The sequence below is a fragment of the Amycolatopsis azurea DSM 43854 genome (genome assembly GCF_001995215.1).
GTDB lineage: Bacteria > Actinomycetota > Actinomycetes > Mycobacteriales > Pseudonocardiaceae > Amycolatopsis > Amycolatopsis azurea.
Genome location: NZ_MUXN01000009.1, coordinates 1 through 15,941 on the forward strand (window position 1 = coordinate 1; position 15,941 = coordinate 15,941).

Sequence of the window (15,941 nt, forward strand, 5' to 3'; positions counted from 1 at the left end):
CAAGGAGGCCTTCACGGACCTTAGGACGCCCCCACCCCTGACAACTGTCACCCCCAGGTCGTGACGCGTGGCCCACGGCCGGAAAGCCTGAGCGCGACAAGCTCTAGGCATGGGAGAACAAGACATCACCGCGGGGGCGGCGGTACGACTTTCCGGCCTGCGTAAGCACTATGGCGACGTCCACGCCGTCGACGGCGTGGACCTCACGATCGCGCCGGGCGAGGTGGTCGCCCTCCTCGGCCCCAACGGCGCGGGCAAATCCACCACCGTCGACATGATCCTGGGCCTTTCCGTGCCCGACAGCGGCACCGTGAGCGTCTTCGGGCGGAAGCCGGGCGACGCGGTCGGCGACGGGATGATCGGCGCGATGCTGCAGGGCGGCGCGCTCGTCGAGGACCTCACGGTCGCCGAGACCGTCGGCATGGTCGCCGCGCTGCACCGCAAGCCGATGCCGGTGCGCGAGGCGCTGCGCCGCGCCGGGATCGAGGACATCGCGAACCGGCGCTCCACCAAGCTTTCCGGCGGGCAGAAGCAGCGCGTGCGGTTCGCGGTCGCGCTGGTGAGCGACCCGGATCTGCTGATCCTCGACGAGCCGACCGCCGCGATGGACGTCGGCACGCGCCGCGAGTTCTGGAAGTCCATGTACGAGTACACGAACTCCGGTCGCACGGTCCTGTTCGCGACCCACTACCTCGAAGAGGCCGAAGAGTTCGCCGACCGGGTCGTGCTGATGCGGTCGGGGCGGATCGTCGCGGACGGTTCGGTCGCGCAGGTGCGTGCGATGGCAGGGGGCCGCACGATCCGCGCGGCGGTACCCGCTGCGGCGGAGCCGGTGATCGCGGGGCTGCCCGCGATCACCGGGTTCGAACTCCGAGGCGGCCGCGTCGCGATCTCCAGCTCCGATTCCGACGCCACGCTGCGGGCCCTGATGACCGAAGTCCCCGAAGCGCACGACATCGAGATCAGCGCCGTCGGCCTCGAAGGCGCGTTCCTTTCCCTGACCACCGAAGACACCGAGGACGCCGTCCGATGAACCCGACCTATCTCAAGACCGAGATCGTCCGCACCTTCCGCTCGACGCGGTTCGTGTTCTTCGCGGTCGCCTTCCCGGTGCTGATGTTCCTGTTGCAGGCCAACGTTTTCAGCACCGCCAGCGTGGACATCTCCGGGGTGATCATGGTCAACATGATGGCCTTCGGAACCTTCTCCGCCGCGATGACGAGCGGCGCGAAACTGGCCATCGAGCGGTCCACGGGCTGGCAGCGCCAGCTGCGGTTGACCCCGTTGACCGGCACCGGCTACCTCGGTGGCAAGGCGCTGTCGGCGATGCTCGTCGCGCTTCCGTCGCTGCTCGTCGTCCCGCTGGTCGGCGTCCTGGTCCAGGGGGTCCACCTCGACGCCGCCGGCTGGCTGCGGCTGGTGCTCGGCATCTGGCTCGGCGCGATCCCGCTGGTGCTGCTCGGCCTGCTGCTGGGTCAGTTCGGCACGCCGGAGTCGATGCAGCCGATGAACATGATCGTCATGATGGGGATGGGCTTCCTCGGCGGCCTGTGGATCCCGATCGACGGGATGCCGTCGTGGATGGCCGACATCGCCCAGGTGACGCCGACGTACTGGCTGATCCAGCTCGTCCGGCCGGTGGTCACCGACCATCTCACGGTGAGCCTCCCGGCCGCGCTGGGTGTGCTGGCGGCGTGGACCGTGGTCCTCGGGGCGCTGGTGGTCAGGCGTTACCGTAAAGACAGTGCGCGGGTCTGAGAAAAGGGTGACCAGGTGAAGGACTACCCGGGCAGGGTGCAGACGGGTTTGAACAACCGTGAGAACTGGTGGTCGGACATGCCGCCGAGGACCGGCAGCGGACCCCGGCCGGGACGGTGGGCCATCCTCGGCATCGCCTTCATCCTGCCCAGCTTCATCCCCACCGCGGTCGAGCTGTTCAGCGATGGGGTGACCGGTGAAGAGCTGGTGATCGCCGCTCTCATGGTCGCCTACGGCGCCTGCTACGTGCTGTTCCCGCTCAGCCTTTCGCCTTCCCGGCGGAAGACGACCTACACCTTCTCGGTGGTGATGCTGCTCATCGGCATCGCCCTGGTGTTCCTGCACGACAACAACCCGTACATCCTGATCTACGCGACAGCGGTGCTGTCCTTCACCTTGCCGGCGGGGTGGGCGTTGATCCTGGACGGCGGTGCCCTGCTGCTGGTGCTGGCCGTCCACCTGGCCATCGGGAAAGACGACTTCGGTGACCTGGTGGCGACCACGTCGATCACGGCGGCGATGTTCTTCATGGCGAACCTGGTCCGCGCGATACGGAAGCTGGAGGCGGCGAACCGGGAGATCGCGACGCTCGCGGTGGCGGATGAACGCGAGCGACTGGCGCGGGACCTGCACGACATCCTGGGGCACAGCCTCACCACCATCACGGTCAAGGCCGGGCTCGCCCGCCGGATCCTGGAGAGCGGCAAGGACGATCCCCGCGCTCTCCAGGAGATCAGCGACGTCGAGAACCTGACCCGCAGCGCGCTCTCGGACATCCGCGCCACGGTCTCCGAGTATCGCGAGGTGTCGCTTTCGGCCGAGGTCGCCGGGGCGCGGGCGGCGCTGCGGGCGGCCGAGATCGACGCGGACCTCCCGCACGCGGTGGACAACGTCGATCCCGCCCTGCAGCGGACCTTCGGCTACGTGCTGCGGGAGGCGGTCACGAACGTGCTCCGGCATTCCGGGGCGAAACGGGTCAAGGTCCGCCTCGGCAAGACCTGGCTGGAGGTCGAAGACGACGGCGACGGCGGTGAGGTCACGGCCGGAAACGGCCTGCGCGGGCTCACCGAAAGGCTGGAAGCGGTCGGCGGAACCTTGACCGCGACGGCGCCTTCTGCGGGAGGATGGCTCGTCCGCGCGGAGGTACCGGAATCCGCCGTGCGGAGCGGCGCGCGGGCGTCGCTCACCGAACCGGCTGGAGGCTGCGCGTGATCCGGGTCCTGCTCGCCGACGACCAGGCCATGGTGCGTGGGGCGTTGGCCACCGTGCTCGGCCTCGAAACCGACATCGAGGTGGTCGCCCAGGTCGGCACGGGTGACGAGGTGCTCCAACGGGCGCAGGAAACCGCCCCGGACGTCGCGTTGCTCGACGTCCAGATGCCGGGAAAGGACGGCCTCGAAGCCGCCGCCGAACTGCACGGCGCGCTGCCGTCGTGCCGGATCATCATCTGCACCACCTTCGGCAGGCCCGGGTACCTCTCGCGGGCGATGGCGGCGGGCGCGGCGGGATTCGTGGTCAAGGACGCCCCGCCGGAGCAGCTCGTCGACGCCGTCCGCAGAGTCCACAGTGGACTCCGAGTGGTCGATCCCGCGCTCGCCGCCGAATCGCTCGCCACCGGCGCGAGCCCGCTGACCGGACGCGAGCACGACGTCCTCAAGGCGGCCAAGGACGGCAGCACGGTGGCGGACATCGCCGGTGCGCTGCACCTTTCCGAAGGCACCGTGCGCAACCATCTTTCGGCCGCGATCGGCAAGACCGGGGCGAGGACCCGGGCCGAGGCGGTGCGGCTCGCGGAAGAGCACGGCTGGCTCTGAGATCGACTCGCGGCTCTGCGAGAATCTCCCCCGTGAGTACCGCCGAACGGACCAAGCCCACCCGCGCGAACTGGGTGCGCCGGACCTTGGCGGGGTTCCTGCTGATCGTCGTCGCGGTGATCGGCGGGACGGCGTTCCGCGTTTGGCAGGTCGCGCGGGAGGACGTGCGCGACCAGGCAGACGTGATCGTGGTGCTCGGCGCGGCCCAGTACAACGGCAGGCCGTCGGAGATCTTCCAGTCGCGGCTGGCCAAGGCGAAGGCGCTGTACGACCAGGGCGTCGCGAAGGTCATCGTCACTGCGGGCGGCAAGCGGGCCGACGACAACTACACCGAGGGGCAGGCCGGCGCGCAATGGCTGCGCAAACGCGGCGTGCCCGCGTCGGCGACGTTGCCGGTCGGCGAGGGCAGTGACACCCTGCGCAGCCTGCGCGCGGTCGCCGAACAGGTGCAGAAGCGGGGCTGGAAGACCGCCGTGCTGGTCAGCGACCCGTGGCATTCCTTCCGCGCACGGGTGATGGCCGACGACCTCGGGCTGGAGGCCTGGACGTCGCCCACCCACAGCGGCCCGATCGTGCAGACCCGCGAGACGCAGGCCCGCTACATCGTCCGCGAGACCGGCGCGCTGCTGTACTACCGCCTCACGAGGTTCCCGGCGGAAGTCTGAACCCGATAAGTGTCGGTGATCGCGTTTAAGCTGGTCGCGTGGACACCTACACCGGGGCCGACAGGGCGCGCCTGCTGCCCGAGCGGCCCAAGGGCGCGGCGCTGGAGGGCGCGAAGGACGGGCGGAGTGCCTTCGCCCGCGATCGCGCGCGGGTGCTGCACTCGGCGGCCCTGCGGCGGCTGGCCGGCAAGACGCAGGTGGTCGGCCCCGGTGAAGGCGCCGAGGTCAGCGGCGTGCCCCGCACCCGGCTGACGCATTCGCTGGAGGTCGCGCAGATCGGCCGCGGTATCGCGGACGAACTGGGCGCGGATCCGGATCTGGTGGACACCGCCGGGCTCGCGCACGACATCGGGCATCCGCCGTTCGGGCACAACGGCGAGCGCGCGCTGAACGAGGTCGCGCGGTCGTGCGGTGGTTTCGAGGGCAACGCGCAGACGTTGCGGATCCTGACCAGGCTGGAGCCCAAGGTCCTGCTCGAAGGCGGGGCCGTCGGCGGACTGAACCTCACGCGCGCCTGCCTCGACGCCTCGACGAAGTACCCGTGGCCGCGTGAAGAAGGCAATCCGAAGTACGGCGTCTACGCCGACGACGCCGAGGTGTTCGCGTGGATCCGCGAAGGCGCGCCGGACCGTCGCACCTGTCTGGAAGCGCAGATCATGGACTGGTCCGACGATGTCGCGTACTCCGTGCACGACGTCGAAGACGGGGTGCTCGCGGGCCGGATCTCCTTGCGGGTACTGGCCGACGCCGAGGAGCGGGCGGCCGTGGCCGAGGCCGCGCGGCGGTTTTCGGACCAGTCCCAGTCCACTTTGGAGGGTGCGGCGAAGGAACTGCTCGACCTGCCGGTGGTCGCGGAACTCACCGAACCGGGACTCGACGGATCACTCAAGGCCCAGGTCGCGCTGAAGCGGCTCACGAGTGAACTGGTCGGCCGGTTCGCGACGGCGGTCGTCGGCGCGACGCGGGAGGTGTACGGCGAGGGCCCGCTCAGCCGCTACGGCGCGCGGCTGGTCGTCCCGGAGCAGGTCGCGGCCGAGGTCGCGTTGTTCAAGGCGCTCGCGCTGCGGTACGTGATGAGCGACAAACGGCGTCTCGCGATGCAGGACGGCCAGCGTCAGACGCTCGCCGAGCTGGTCGGGGCGCTGTGCCGTCGCGCGCCGGACGCGCTGGACGGCCTGTTCCTGCCCGCGTGGGAGGCCGCCCCGGACGACGCGGCCCGCCTGCGCGTGGTCGTCGACCAGGTGGCTTCGCTCACGGACGCGCAGGCGTACGCGTGGCACGCCTGGCACACCGGCCGCCACGGCTGAGGACGGCTTCGCCCAAGTACATGAAGGCCCCATCCTTGCGCCTAGGTACAGGATGGGGGCCTTCATGTACTGCGAGAGCGTCACCGCGGAACTCATCGACAGGAGACGGACGGGCCGGTCCACGGTACGGTCTGCGGCATGGGCGCTGTCGAAAGCCACCTCCGGTTTGGTCTGGACCTCTATCGGGTGCTGGCGAGCCGCGCGGAGAACGCGTGCTTCTCGCCGTACTCGATCGCGAGCGCGCTCGGCCTGGTGACGCAGGCCGCCAAGGGGAAGACCAGAGAAGAACTGATCGCGCTGCTCGGCGACCCGGACGAGCTCGCCGACCTGCTGGGCAAGGCCTCGTCGCTGCTCGACGACGGCCCTGAACTCGCGGTCGCGAACACGCTCTGGGCCTGGGACGGGCTCCCGCTCGAAGAGTCCTTCCGTGCGGAGATCGCCACGTGGCCGGGCGGCAAGGTCGAGAGCGCCCCGTTCGGCGACGACCCGGAGGGCGCGCGGCGGCTGATCAACGCCGACGTCGCCGAGGCCACCCGCGAACTGATCCCCGAGCTGCTCAAGCCGGGGACGGTCGCGCCGGACACCGTCGCGGCGATCGTCAACGCGCTGTATCTCAAAACCGCTTGGCACAATCCGTTCTCGCGTGACAACACCGCGCCCGCGGACTTCCACGCGCCGTCCGGCACCCGTACGGTGCCGACGATGTGGCTCGAAAAGCAGCTCGACCACACCCACGAGGACGGCTGGCAGGTCGTCCGCCTCGGTGCCGAGGGCGGGGTGGAGGCGATCGTCCTGCTGCCCGACGGCGACCTCGACGACGCCGAGCTCGACGCGGGCAAGCTTGCGCGACTGCTGGAGAACACGCGGTCCAGGACGCTCGCCCTGTCGCTGCCGAAGCTGGATCTGGACGTCGACAGCCCGCTGACGGCGAAACTGAAGGAGCTCGGCGTGCGGACGATGTTCACCGCAGGCGCCGATCTCACCGGGCTCGCCGACGACGACCGGCTCGAAGTGTCCGACGTCCTCCACCAGTCCGTGCTCCGCATCGACGAACAGGGCCTCGAAGGCGCCGCCGCGACGGCGGTGCTGATGCGGCTGACGTCGATCATGGTCGACGAACCGCTCGAAGTCACCGTCGATCGTCCCTTCCTTCTGCTCGTGAGGCACGCCTCGACGGGTGTGATCTACTTTCTCGCCCGCGTTGTCGAGCCGTGAGGATGGTCAGTGAGTCTTTTCCAGGCTGAGGCGGCGGACGTGGAGGCCGACGAGACTCCCACGAGACCCCGCCGGTTCGCGGCCGCCGACGCCGCCATCATGGGCGCCTTCGTGCTGTTCGCCTTCCTGCTCTACAACGGGCTTTGGCTCGATCTCGAAGAGGGCTATCTCTGGAACAGCGCGTCGGACCAGAACCTGTGGGAGTGGTTCTTCTCCGTCACCGCGGACAACGTGCTGCACCTGAGGAACCCGCTCAGCTCGCACTTCCAGAACCATCCGCTCGGCGTGAACCTGATGGCCAACACGGCCATGCTCGGCATCGGCATCCCGCTTTCGCCGATCACGCTCACCTTCGGCCCGACGCTCACCTGGGCCATCGCGCTCACCGGCGGTCTCGCCGGCACGGCGGCGGCCTGGTACTGGGTCTTCTCACGGCATCTGGTCACCCACCGGGTCGGCGCGGCCATCGGCGGCGCGTTCATCGGGTTCGCCCCGCCGATGATCTCGCACGGCAACGCGCACCCGAACTTCGTCGCGTGGTTCGTCCTGCCGTTCATCGCGCTGCTGATCTTCAAGATCGCCCGCGGCGAGCGCCCGGTCCGCAACGGGATCTTCCTGGGGCTGCTGGCGGCGTACCAGATCTTCCTCGGTGAAGAGCCGCTGCTGATCTTCGCGATGGCGTTCGCGATCTTCGCCATCGCCTATTTCGCGACGAACCACCGCGAGTTCCGGCCGATGGCGAAACCGCTCGGGATCGGTGTCGGCATCGGTGTCCTCGTGGCGCTCGTGCTGTGCGCGTATCCGCTGTGGTGGCAGTTCTTCGGTCCGCAGAGCTATCAGGCGATCGAACACGGCCCCGTCGGGAACGACACCGCCGCCTTCACCCGTTTCGCGACGCAGTCGGTCGCCGGGCAGCCGCAGGCCGCCGCGGACGTGTCGATGAACCGGACCGAGGAGAACGCTTTCTTCGGCTGGCCGCTGATCGTGCTGATGGTGGTCATCACCGTCTGGCTGTGGCGCGAGGTGTTCGCGCGGGCGCTGGCGATCTCGATGTTCGTGATGGCCTGGCTCTCGCTCGGCGTGCAACTCGTGGTGGTGCACGAGGAGACCGGGATCCCGGGGCCCTGGAAGCTCCTGTCGGAACTGCCGCTGTTCGAATCGCTGCTGGAATCACGGCTCGCGATGGGCTGCATCCCGCTGATCGGCGCGCTGCTGGCGCTGGCGACCGAGCGCGTCTACGCGGTCGCGTCGAAGCTGCCGGAAGTGCCGGGGGAGCGGCGATTCCCGTTGCGGCTGCTGTGGATCGGCGTCGTCATCGCGGTACTGTTGCCGATCGCGCCGACCCAGCTGATCGTGAAGGAACGGCCGCCGACGCCGAAGTTCCTCGCCGACGGCACCTGGCGGTCCTACGTCGCGCCCGGCGGGACCGTGGTGCCCGTGCCGTTGCCGAGTTCCGGCGAATCCGAGCCGCTGCACTGGCAGATCGACGCGGGCCTCGGCTACTCCATGCCGGAGGGCTACTTCGTTGGGCCGAGCGGTCCGGACGACAAACGTGGCCGCTACGGCGCCATCCAGCGTCCGACGTCGATCATCTTCGACCAGATCAAGCAGACCGGTGTGCCCGCGACGATCACCGAGTCGCAGCGGGTGCAGGCACTGGAGGATCTGCGGTACTGGAACGCCGACGTGCTCGTGCTGATCCCGCGCGAACACCAGGACGCGTTCCGGGCCACGGTGGATCTGCTGCTGCGGAAGCCCGCCGAGTTCGTCGACGGCGTCTGGGTCTGGGACGTCCGGACGATCACCCCCTGAGCATCAGGTCCAGGGGGCGAGCGGGTACCACGGCAGGATCCCCCGGAACTGGAGCATCCGCACGTCCCAGTAGAACAGCGTGAACACGCCGGTGAAGATCAGCGCGCCCGCGGTCAGCGCCACGATCCGCCCCGGCCTGGCCGCCAGCCAGCGCCGCAGCCCGCCGCCCGCGACGTTGACCAGGATCAGCAGGATCGCCATCACCAGGATGTTCCCCACCGATTGCAGCGTGAACGCCGCCGCGCCGTAGAGCGGGTTCCCGCTCTCCGCGGCGTCGCGGAAGATCTGCCGGAACAGCACCCACGGCCGTCCGATCAGGAACGCGCCGATCAGCGCGCCCAGGAACACCGTGCGCGCCCGCGCGGAGAACGGATCGCGGACGTACCCGAGCTGCGCCAATCCCAGGTACGTCAGTGAAACCCCGATGAGCCCGAACACCACCATCGACTGGACGTTGCGCGCGGTCAGCTCGCCCAGCGGCGCCTGGTCGCCGGTGAACTGCGGCATCTTCGTGCCCACCAGGCTGACGACGACGCCGTAGAGCGCGGACACGGCGATCATCCCGGCGGCCAGCAGCCGCAGCGGGGCGAGCGTCGCGCGGAACCGCGCCCAGCGGCCGCCTTCGGAGCCCAGCATCGGCGACATGGCCCCGAAAACCGCGACATTGCAGCCCGTGAACGTCCCCGCGAGACCGGACACGAACGCGTACACCACTCCCGTGACGACGCCGTCGATCGGCGACTGCGCGGGTTTGCCCAGCACGGTTTCGGTGACGCCACCGCCGATCACCGTGTCGACGAACTGCGCGGACCACACGGTGGTCAGCACGAAACCCGCGAGAGCGCTGACGAGCACCACACGCCGCCGGTTCACCTCCGTTTCGAGCGCGGTCATCGCGCACCTGCCGGACGGTGCACGACGAACGGTTCCGTATTGCCCTCGATACCCCAGGTACCACCGGAAACGCCGAGCCCGCTCCATTTCGAGCCCGCGAACGGCTCGTCGAGGGACATGGCCAGATGCTCGTTGACCCAGACCGTCCCGCATTCGAGCCGCATCGCGACCGCGGCGGCGTGCTCCTCGTCCGCACCCCACACCGATCCGCACAGGCCGAACGTCGTGGCGTTCGCGAGCCCGACCGCTTCGTCCACTGTGGAGCATCGTACGACCGGCAGTACCGGGCCGAACTGTTCCTCGGCCACCACCCGCATCCCGTCGTGCGCCTCGGCGAGGATCGCCGGGGCGAAGAAGTACCCGGGGCCGTCGAGCCGCCCGCCGGTGACGATCCGCGCGCCGTCCGACCGCGCTTCCTCGGTGAGACCGATGACGCGGTCGTACTGCGGCCGGTTGTTCACCGGGCCGATCTGCGTCCCGCGCGTCCGTCCGTCGCCCACCACGGCCTTCGCCGCCAAGGCCGCCAGCGCCTCGACGACGCCGTCGTACGCGGACCCGACGGCGTAGACCCGTTTGATCGCCATGCAGATCTGCCCGCAGTTGGCGAAAGCGCTCCAGAACAGTCTTTCCGCGACGACGGCCGGGTCGGTGCCGGGAAGGACGATCGCGGGATCGTTACCGCCCAGCTCCAGCGTCAGGCGTTTCAGATCGGCCGCGGCCGCGGCGGCCACGTGCTTCCCGGTCACGACCGAGCCGGTGAAGTTGATCTTCCGGATCCCGGGATGCGTGACCAGCCGCTCGCCGAGCGGATCCTGTCCGGTGAGCACGGTCAGCACGCCCGGCGGCAGCACCTCCGCCAGCATCCGGCCCAGGTGCAGGGTGGTGAGCGGGGTGTGCGGCGACGGTTTGAGCACCACCGTGTTCCCCGCGGCGAACGCGGGCGCGAGCTTCGCGACGGCCAGCTGCACGGGGAAGTTCCACGGCGTGATCGCGGCGACCGGGCCCAGCGGCCGCCGGTGCACCTCGGTCCGGCCGAGGGCCTGGGGTTCGATCCGCAGCCCGGCGAAGTACCGGAACCGCGCCGCCGCCCTGGTGAACTCGGCTTCGGCCTCCCTCAGCGGCTTCCCTTGCTCTTCGGTCAGCACGGGGGCCAGCACCGGTGCGGCCTCCTCGACGACGGCGGCGCACGACAGCAGCGCCGCGTGCCGGTCCGTGACCCGCCACGCCGGCCAGGCGTCGACGGCGGCGCGTACCGCTTTGTCGACATCGGCCGGTCCGGCGTCCGGGACGGTCGTGATCCGCTGCCCGGTCGCGGGATCCTCGACGGCGAGCATCAGTCCTCCGCGCCGAGCAGTTTGGACGGGTTCACCGAACTCGTCGTGTGGACCTCCTCCTTGGTGAGCCCGAAGGCCTCCATATGCGCGCGCAGCAGCCGCAGCGCCTCGACCGTGTTGGGGAACAACGGTTCCCCGGCGTCGCTGGACAGCGTGACGTATTCGGTGCCGAGCGCCTGGATGGTCCGGCACATCTCGGCCGGGTCGACGCCGAGCAGCGGCGAGATCTCGTCGTAGGTGAAGTTCAGGTAGACGCCCGCGGACGTGAGTTCCCGCATCTGCTCCAGCGAGAGATCGATGAACGGGCTGAACGGATGGTCGATGACCGCCTTCGTGATGCCCAGTTCGCGGACCTGTTCGGCCATCTCGAAGATTTCGGCGTGGGTCGCGTGCGCGAACGAGATCATCACGTCGTGGTCCGCGACCATCTTGAACACCTCGCGGTACTCGGGTTTGAGCTTCCCGCGCTCGTCGAGGGTGTACGTCCCGACGCGCAGCGCCTTGTCCCACGGCAGCGGATCGGTCCACACGCTGGGTTCCTCGCCCCACCAGCTGCTCATGCCGCCGACCTTGCTCAGGGTGTTGGCGCTGCGGAACACCGGCATCCACACCGCCGAGACGCCGTCGGCCAGCTGTTTGCGCGCCTGTTCCGGGATGGACAGGCCCATGGTGTCGGTGGTGATCCAGCCGGACCACAGCCGCGTCGGCGGCACCTCGGCCTCGTCGCACCACTTCCGTAGTTCGCCTTCGACCTCGCGGACGACACCGGCGGGACCGGCGACGTCGGTGCGCGCCCGCCAGACGATGCTCTTGAACAGCAGGCCTTTCACGCCGCTGGCGGACGCGAGTTTCGCGATCGACAGGCCGTCCTGCTGTCCTTCGTGACCGTGGCAGTGGATGTCGACGGCGCCTTCGACGCCGAACACCGCGGGCGGCACGAGGACGTCGCCCCGGTAGCCCATCCGGGCCCGGTAGGAGGACAGGAACCGGTCGTGCGGGGCGTTGTTCCGCCGCCGCAGCTTCGCCTCGGCGAGGTATTCCTTCTCGTCGTCCATCTCGGCCGCGTCGTTCATCTTCTCACCCGTCCTTCGGCGTCGTGGGTCGCGAAATAGCTTTGGGCGAGCCGTTTCCGGCGCGCGTCGAGCACCATGTAGGTGCCGAGCACCAGCTGGACCACGTCGCGCCGGACCTCCCCGGCGCGGTCCCGCACGCGGAGATACCGCAGCAGCAACCGATCCGAGCCGGGACCGTCCACCGGCCGCAGCACGCACGGCCCCCGGTTGGGGATCGAGCGGACGTGCGTCGCCGTGGAACTCAGGAGGTACCGCGACAGCACGGTCTTCGCGACCGCGCGCATCGTGGGCGGCACCATTCCCTTGGCGGGGCACGGACGGTTCGCGGTGACGCCGAACGGGATGTGGTTCGCCCGCGCCGCGCTCCGGTGCTCCCAGCGGTCCGGGTCGAAGTGCTCCGGATCGGTGAACCCGGTCGCGTGGAAATCCGCGTAGTTGAAGCACAGCACCGAACCGGCGGGCAGCGTCGTGTGTTCGTCGACGGTGATCTCGCCCGAGCTGATCCGGTGCGCGATCCCGAACAGCGGGTACCGGCGGAAGGATTCGGACAGGACCCGGTCGAGGTAGGCGTCGCCGGGTTCGGTGCGCAGGCGTGCCTGCACCTCCGGATGGTGCGCGATGGCCAGCAGCAGGTGGGTCATCGCCTCCGAGGACTGCACGACGGCGGTGTTGAAGAAGGTGCCTTGCAGGTACAGGACCTGTTCTTCGGGGGAAAGCCGTTGTGGCAGCGACAAAGGACGCTCGCGCAGCTTCTCCGTCAGATACCGGGTGAGTGCCGCCCGCCTGCCCATGTGCCGAAGCCCCAGGCATTTCAGCGCGGTGACGACGTCGGTCGCGTTGGCCACGATCAGGTCCCGCGCGTGCCGGGGACACGGTTCGCCGAACACCAGCTCGTAGTAGAACTCCGCCCAGATCGGCATCATCTCGTCGCGCAGGCGGACCAGCCGGACGCGCTCCGGCTTCTCGTCCAGGACCCGTTCCGCCGCCCGCGTGGCCCGTTCGGCGCTTTCGGCGTGCGGGCGCGCCAGGAAGCGCCGGGTGGCGCGGGCGACCTCGGCGTAGCGTTCGCCGGGTTCGAGATGTTCCTGGTGGACCTGCGGTCCCGGGGCCAGCCAGTACCAGAAGAGGTCGGACAGGACGGCGCCCTCGCTGCGGCCGTCGGCGTTCGGATGCGCGTAGACCTCGCGGAAGTGCTCGATCCCGACGGTGTCGCCGGGGATCGGCACCGCCTCCTGGCCGTTGACCCTGGCGAAGACCCAGTTGCGGAGCGCGGTCAGCGCCATGGCACCTCCTCCACCAGATCGCGGCGGACGGCGGCCGGGTCGGCGTACCCGCACAAGGTCAGCGCGTTGACGATTTCCCGGCGCAGCAGGTCCAGGACCTTGGTGACACCGGCCTCGCCGTCGTAGGCGAGACCCCAGACGACCGGACGGCCGATCGCCACCGCCCGCGCGCCGAGGGCGAGGGCCTTGACCACGTCCGTGCCTCGGCGGACGCCGCCGTCGAGCAGGACCGGGACGCGGCCTTCGACGGCGTCGGCGATCCGGGGGAGCAGCCGGATCGACGGCGGGGTGGTGTCGAGCTGCCGCCCGCCGTGGTTGGACACGATCACGCCGTCGGCGCCGTGCTCGACGGCGAGCCGGGCGTCGTCGGGATGGAGCACACCCTTGAGCAGGATCGGCAGCGACGTCGTCTCGCGCAGCCACTCGATGTGTCGCCACGAGATCTCGGGCGAGAGCACGACGTTGCGGACCTCGCCCGCCTGCTCGGCCAGGTTCGGGCATTTCATCCCGGGCGGGAGGTCGTGGAAGTCGTTGCGGTCGTTGCGTTCGTGCCTGCCGAGGGCGGGGGAGTCGGCGGTGACCACCAGCGCGCGGCAGCCCGCCGCCTCCGCCCGACGGACGATCGCCTCGGTGAAGCCCAGGTCGGGCTGGAGGTAGAGCTGGAACCAGATCGGCGGTTCGTGCTCAGAGGACACCTTGCGGGCCTCGGCGGCGATGTCCTCGATCGCCACCGTCGACAGCATCGCCGAGATCAGGATCGTGCCCGCGGCCGCCGCCGCGCGGGCGGTGGCGCGTTCGCCCTCGGGATGCGCGAGCTCGTGGAACGCCGTCGGCGCCAGCAGGACCGGCATCGACGCGCGTTCACCCAGGACGGTCACTTCCGGCGACGGCTCGCCCGCGCCGGTCAGGACCCGGGGGACGAGCGCGAGCCGTTCGAACGCGGATTCGTTGTCCCGCACGGTGACTTCGTCCTGCGCGCCGCCGGCGAAGTAGTCGTCGCGGACCTTGTCGAGCAGGGCACGGGCGGCCTGCTCGACCTCGCGGAGGTTGACCGGCCCGGTCACCGGACGGCCACCAGGTCGCGGACCGGGGCGCGGTACTCGGCCTCGCCCGTCCAGTCGTTGGCGACGTCTTCGGGGAGATGCCGCGTCTCGACGAGTTCGCCGTCGCGGTACCGGCGCAGCACGGGGTGCATGTACAGCGACTCGGTCGCGGGGTCGTCCTCCCAGGCCCGTCCCGCGCTGACGTCGAAGGGGTCGATTTCGGGATAGCCCGAGCCGTACTCCAGGGTGATCGTGACGAAACGCGTGCCGGGCCGCTCCGCGAGGGCGAGCCCGACCGGCATCTCCTCCAGCAGCCGGGACGTGCCGTCGTCGTTCAGCACCAGTACGTCGGCGAGGAAGCCGAACTGGTTCCACAGCCCGGAACTGCGGTTCACCCGGGCCAGGATCGCGCCCGCCACGACGTCCGGATCGGCGGGCAGGTCCGTACCCGGCCACGCGGTGCCCTCGTAGCGCTGTTCGAGCACGTGGTGCAGGGCGCGGACGCCGTAGCGGAAACCGTGCAGGACGCTGCTGGTGAACTTGCGGCGGTCGAGGACCTGGGTCAGCGTGCCCGCGAAGTACAGGCCGGGCACGGTCGCCGATTCCCAGGCCGGGGTCAGGTCGGCGAACCGGTCGTTCATCGTCAGGCGGGGGCTCACCCGATCGGTGAAGATGCCGGTGTCCATCCGGAACCCGGTGCAGGTGACGACCCGGTCGTAGACCAGTGTCACGGTCTTCGGCCTGCGGGAATAGCGGAGGGTCACGTGGTATTCCGCGTCGCGGAGCTCGATCCTTTCCACGGTGGCGTCGAGGACCAGGTTCTGCGATTTCAACTGATAGGTGTCGAGGAAGTTGTTGTTCACCGCGCGTAGATCGCCCGAGAAATGCGTGCGCCAGGCGAACCGGAGCGACTCCGGGCCGAGTACGTGGATCAGCGCCGCGTTCGCGACGAGATTGTCGGCGGTTTCGAACGCCGAGTTCCCCTTGCCGAGGATCAGCACCCGTTGATCGGTGAAATCCCGGGGATCTACCGAAACCTCGTCGTACGATTCCGTCGTTTCGATTCCGGGGATGTCGGGGACGAACGGGCGGGCCAGTCCGGTCGCGACGATGACCCGTTTCGCGGAGTAGGTCCTGCCGGTGTCGGTGGCGACCCGGAATTCGGTGTCCCGGTCGATCGAGGTCACCCGTGTCCCGTATTCGACCTGGACGCCCGTTTTTGCCGCGTAGTCGGCGAAGTAGTCGACCAGGAGGTCGGCAGAAGGGAAGTACTCCTCGGTGTAGCGGGTGAACCGCAGGTCCGGATCGTCGGACAGCAGGGAATTCCAGTCCATCCGGAGATTCAGTTCGGGATCGGTCCAGCCGGTGTGCGGTTTGTTGATCGAGATCAGTTTCCGGTGCCGCGGAAATGTGCGGAAGTACGAGCCGGGTGCGTCTTCCGCTTCCAGTACGACGTGATCTCTTCCGGCTCGCTGGAGGAAATGTCCGAGTTGAAGACCCGCCGGGCCCGCGCCGATGACGAGATAGTCCATGTGTTTCCTCCGAGGGGAGAGAGCGGAGGGATCGCCGAATAAACCGATGTGGCGGCACCGGTTTTTCGAGGGGGTTGCTGAACGACAGCGTACCTTCGATGATCGAATGGGGGTTCCGGCGAAAAGGCTAATCGTCACCTACCCGGGCGGACGATGACTAAAGTAGGTTCGACAGCGTACCGACAGTAAGTTCTTCATTTCGTCCCGTTCC

The 15,941-nt window shown here is 69.2% G+C and carries 14 protein-coding genes; 8 read left to right on the plus strand and 6 right to left on the minus strand.

Translation table 11 applies throughout. The annotated features are described in order from the left end of the window. Positions 1–109 precede the first annotated feature (109 nt). The 8 genes from B0293_RS13630 (at position 110) to B0293_RS13665 (ending at position 8,571) form a co-directional block, all read left to right on the plus strand. Positions 110–1,033: an ABC transporter ATP-binding protein gene (locus B0293_RS13630; protein WP_005165867.1), complete on the plus strand. Its 924-nt coding sequence runs from the start codon at positions 110–112 to the stop codon at positions 1,031–1,033. Then, positions 1,030–1,758 (plus strand): ABC transporter permease, encoded by a 729-nt coding sequence (locus tag B0293_RS13635; protein WP_005165866.1) that lies wholly within the window; start codon positions 1,030–1,032, stop codon positions 1,756–1,758. Before B0293_RS13630 ends, B0293_RS13635 begins: the two co-directional genes overlap by 4 nt. Positions 1,759–1,773: 15 nt before the next feature. Beyond that, positions 1,774–2,970 carry a sensor histidine kinase gene (locus B0293_RS13640; protein WP_005165865.1) on the plus strand — a complete coding sequence of 399 codons (1,197 nt, stop codon included), beginning with the start codon at positions 1,774–1,776 and terminating at the stop codon, positions 2,968–2,970. After that, the gene (locus B0293_RS13645; protein WP_005165864.1) at positions 2,967–3,572 is read left to right on the plus strand and encodes a response regulator transcription factor; all 606 of its coding nucleotides are present in this window, start codon (positions 2,967–2,969) and stop codon (positions 3,570–3,572) included. Before B0293_RS13640 ends, B0293_RS13645 begins: the two co-directional genes overlap by 4 nt. 32 nt (positions 3,573–3,604) lie before the next feature. Next, positions 3,605–4,237 (plus strand): YdcF family protein, encoded by a 633-nt coding sequence (locus tag B0293_RS13650; RefSeq protein ID WP_005165862.1) that lies wholly within the window; start codon positions 3,605–3,607, stop codon positions 4,235–4,237. A 38-nt stretch (positions 4,238–4,275) separates the two neighbouring features. Beyond that, entirely contained in the window at positions 4,276–5,544 is a 1,269-nt protein-coding gene (locus tag B0293_RS13655; protein WP_005165860.1) for a deoxyguanosinetriphosphate triphosphohydrolase, read from the plus strand. Positions 5,545–5,682: 138 nt separating this feature from the next. Further along, complete coding sequence (locus B0293_RS13660) at positions 5,683–6,759, plus strand: serpin family protein (RefSeq protein ID WP_039919482.1); 1,077 nt, start codon at positions 5,683–5,685, stop codon at positions 6,757–6,759. Between the two features lie 9 nt (positions 6,760–6,768). Beyond that, positions 6,769–8,571: a hypothetical protein gene (locus tag B0293_RS13665; protein ID WP_005165855.1), complete on the plus strand. Its 1,803-nt coding sequence runs from the start codon at positions 6,769–6,771 to the stop codon at positions 8,569–8,571. 3 nt (positions 8,572–8,574) lie between these two features. Here the strand turns inward: B0293_RS13665 and B0293_RS13670 are convergent, their stop codons facing one another. Genes B0293_RS13670 through B0293_RS13695 form a run of 6 tightly spaced genes read right to left on the minus strand, consistent with a single transcriptional unit; the run spans position 8,575 to position 15,730 of the window. Beyond that, positions 8,575–9,465 carry a hypothetical protein gene (locus B0293_RS13670; protein WP_005165853.1) on the minus strand — a complete coding sequence of 297 codons (891 nt, stop codon included), beginning with the start codon at positions 9,463–9,465 and terminating at the stop codon, positions 8,575–8,577. Beyond that, positions 9,462–10,799, minus strand: coding sequence for an aldehyde dehydrogenase family protein (locus tag B0293_RS13675; RefSeq protein WP_005165851.1), 1,338 nt, complete (start codon positions 10,797–10,799; stop codon positions 9,462–9,464). Before B0293_RS13675 ends, B0293_RS13670 begins: the two co-directional genes overlap by 4 nt. Next, the gene (locus B0293_RS13680; RefSeq protein ID WP_005165849.1) at positions 10,799–11,872 is read right to left on the minus strand and encodes a DUF6282 family protein; all 1,074 of its coding nucleotides are present in this window, start codon (positions 11,870–11,872) and stop codon (positions 10,799–10,801) included. The genes B0293_RS13675 and B0293_RS13680 overlap by 1 nt, the downstream gene beginning before the upstream one ends. After that, entirely contained in the window at positions 11,869–13,155 is a 1,287-nt protein-coding gene (locus B0293_RS13685; RefSeq protein WP_005165847.1) for a cytochrome P450, read from the minus strand. The genes B0293_RS13680 and B0293_RS13685 overlap by 4 nt, the downstream gene beginning before the upstream one ends. Beyond that, entirely contained in the window at positions 13,146–14,219 is a 1,074-nt protein-coding gene (locus B0293_RS13690; RefSeq protein WP_005165845.1) for an alpha-hydroxy acid oxidase, read from the minus strand. The genes B0293_RS13685 and B0293_RS13690 overlap by 10 nt, the downstream gene beginning before the upstream one ends. Next, positions 14,216–15,730 carry an FAD-dependent oxidoreductase gene (locus B0293_RS13695; RefSeq protein ID WP_005165844.1) on the minus strand — a complete coding sequence of 505 codons (1,515 nt, stop codon included), beginning with the start codon at positions 15,728–15,730 and terminating at the stop codon, positions 14,216–14,218. Before B0293_RS13695 ends, B0293_RS13690 begins: the two co-directional genes overlap by 4 nt. Positions 15,731–15,941 lie beyond the last annotated feature (211 nt).

Bases quoted from the DNA above. Each gene is read 5' to 3' on its own strand.
- B0293_RS13630 (WP_005165867.1), top strand. From the start codon at position 110: ATGGGAGAACAAGACATCACCGCGGGGGCGGCGGTACGACTTTCCGGC.
- B0293_RS13635 (WP_005165866.1), top strand. From the start codon at position 1,030: ATGAACCCGACCTATCTCAAGACCGAGATCGTCCGCACCTTCCGCTCG.
- B0293_RS13660 (WP_039919482.1), top strand. From the start codon at position 5,683: ATGGGCGCTGTCGAAAGCCACCTCCGGTTTGGTCTGGACCTCTATCGG.
- B0293_RS13670 (WP_005165853.1), bottom strand. From the start codon at position 9,465: ATGACCGCGCTCGAAACGGAGGTGAACCGGCGGCGTGTGGTGCTCGTC.
- B0293_RS13675 (WP_005165851.1), bottom strand. From the start codon at position 10,799: ATGCTCGCCGTCGAGGATCCCGCGACCGGGCAGCGGATCACGACCGTC.
- B0293_RS13680 (WP_005165849.1), bottom strand. From the start codon at position 11,872: ATGAACGACGCGGCCGAGATGGACGACGAGAAGGAATACCTCGCCGAG.
- B0293_RS13685 (WP_005165847.1), bottom strand. From the start codon at position 13,155: ATGGCGCTGACCGCGCTCCGCAACTGGGTCTTCGCCAGGGTCAACGGC.
- B0293_RS13695 (WP_005165844.1), bottom strand. From the start codon at position 15,730: ATGGACTATCTCGTCATCGGCGCGGGCCCGGCGGGTCTTCAACTCGGA.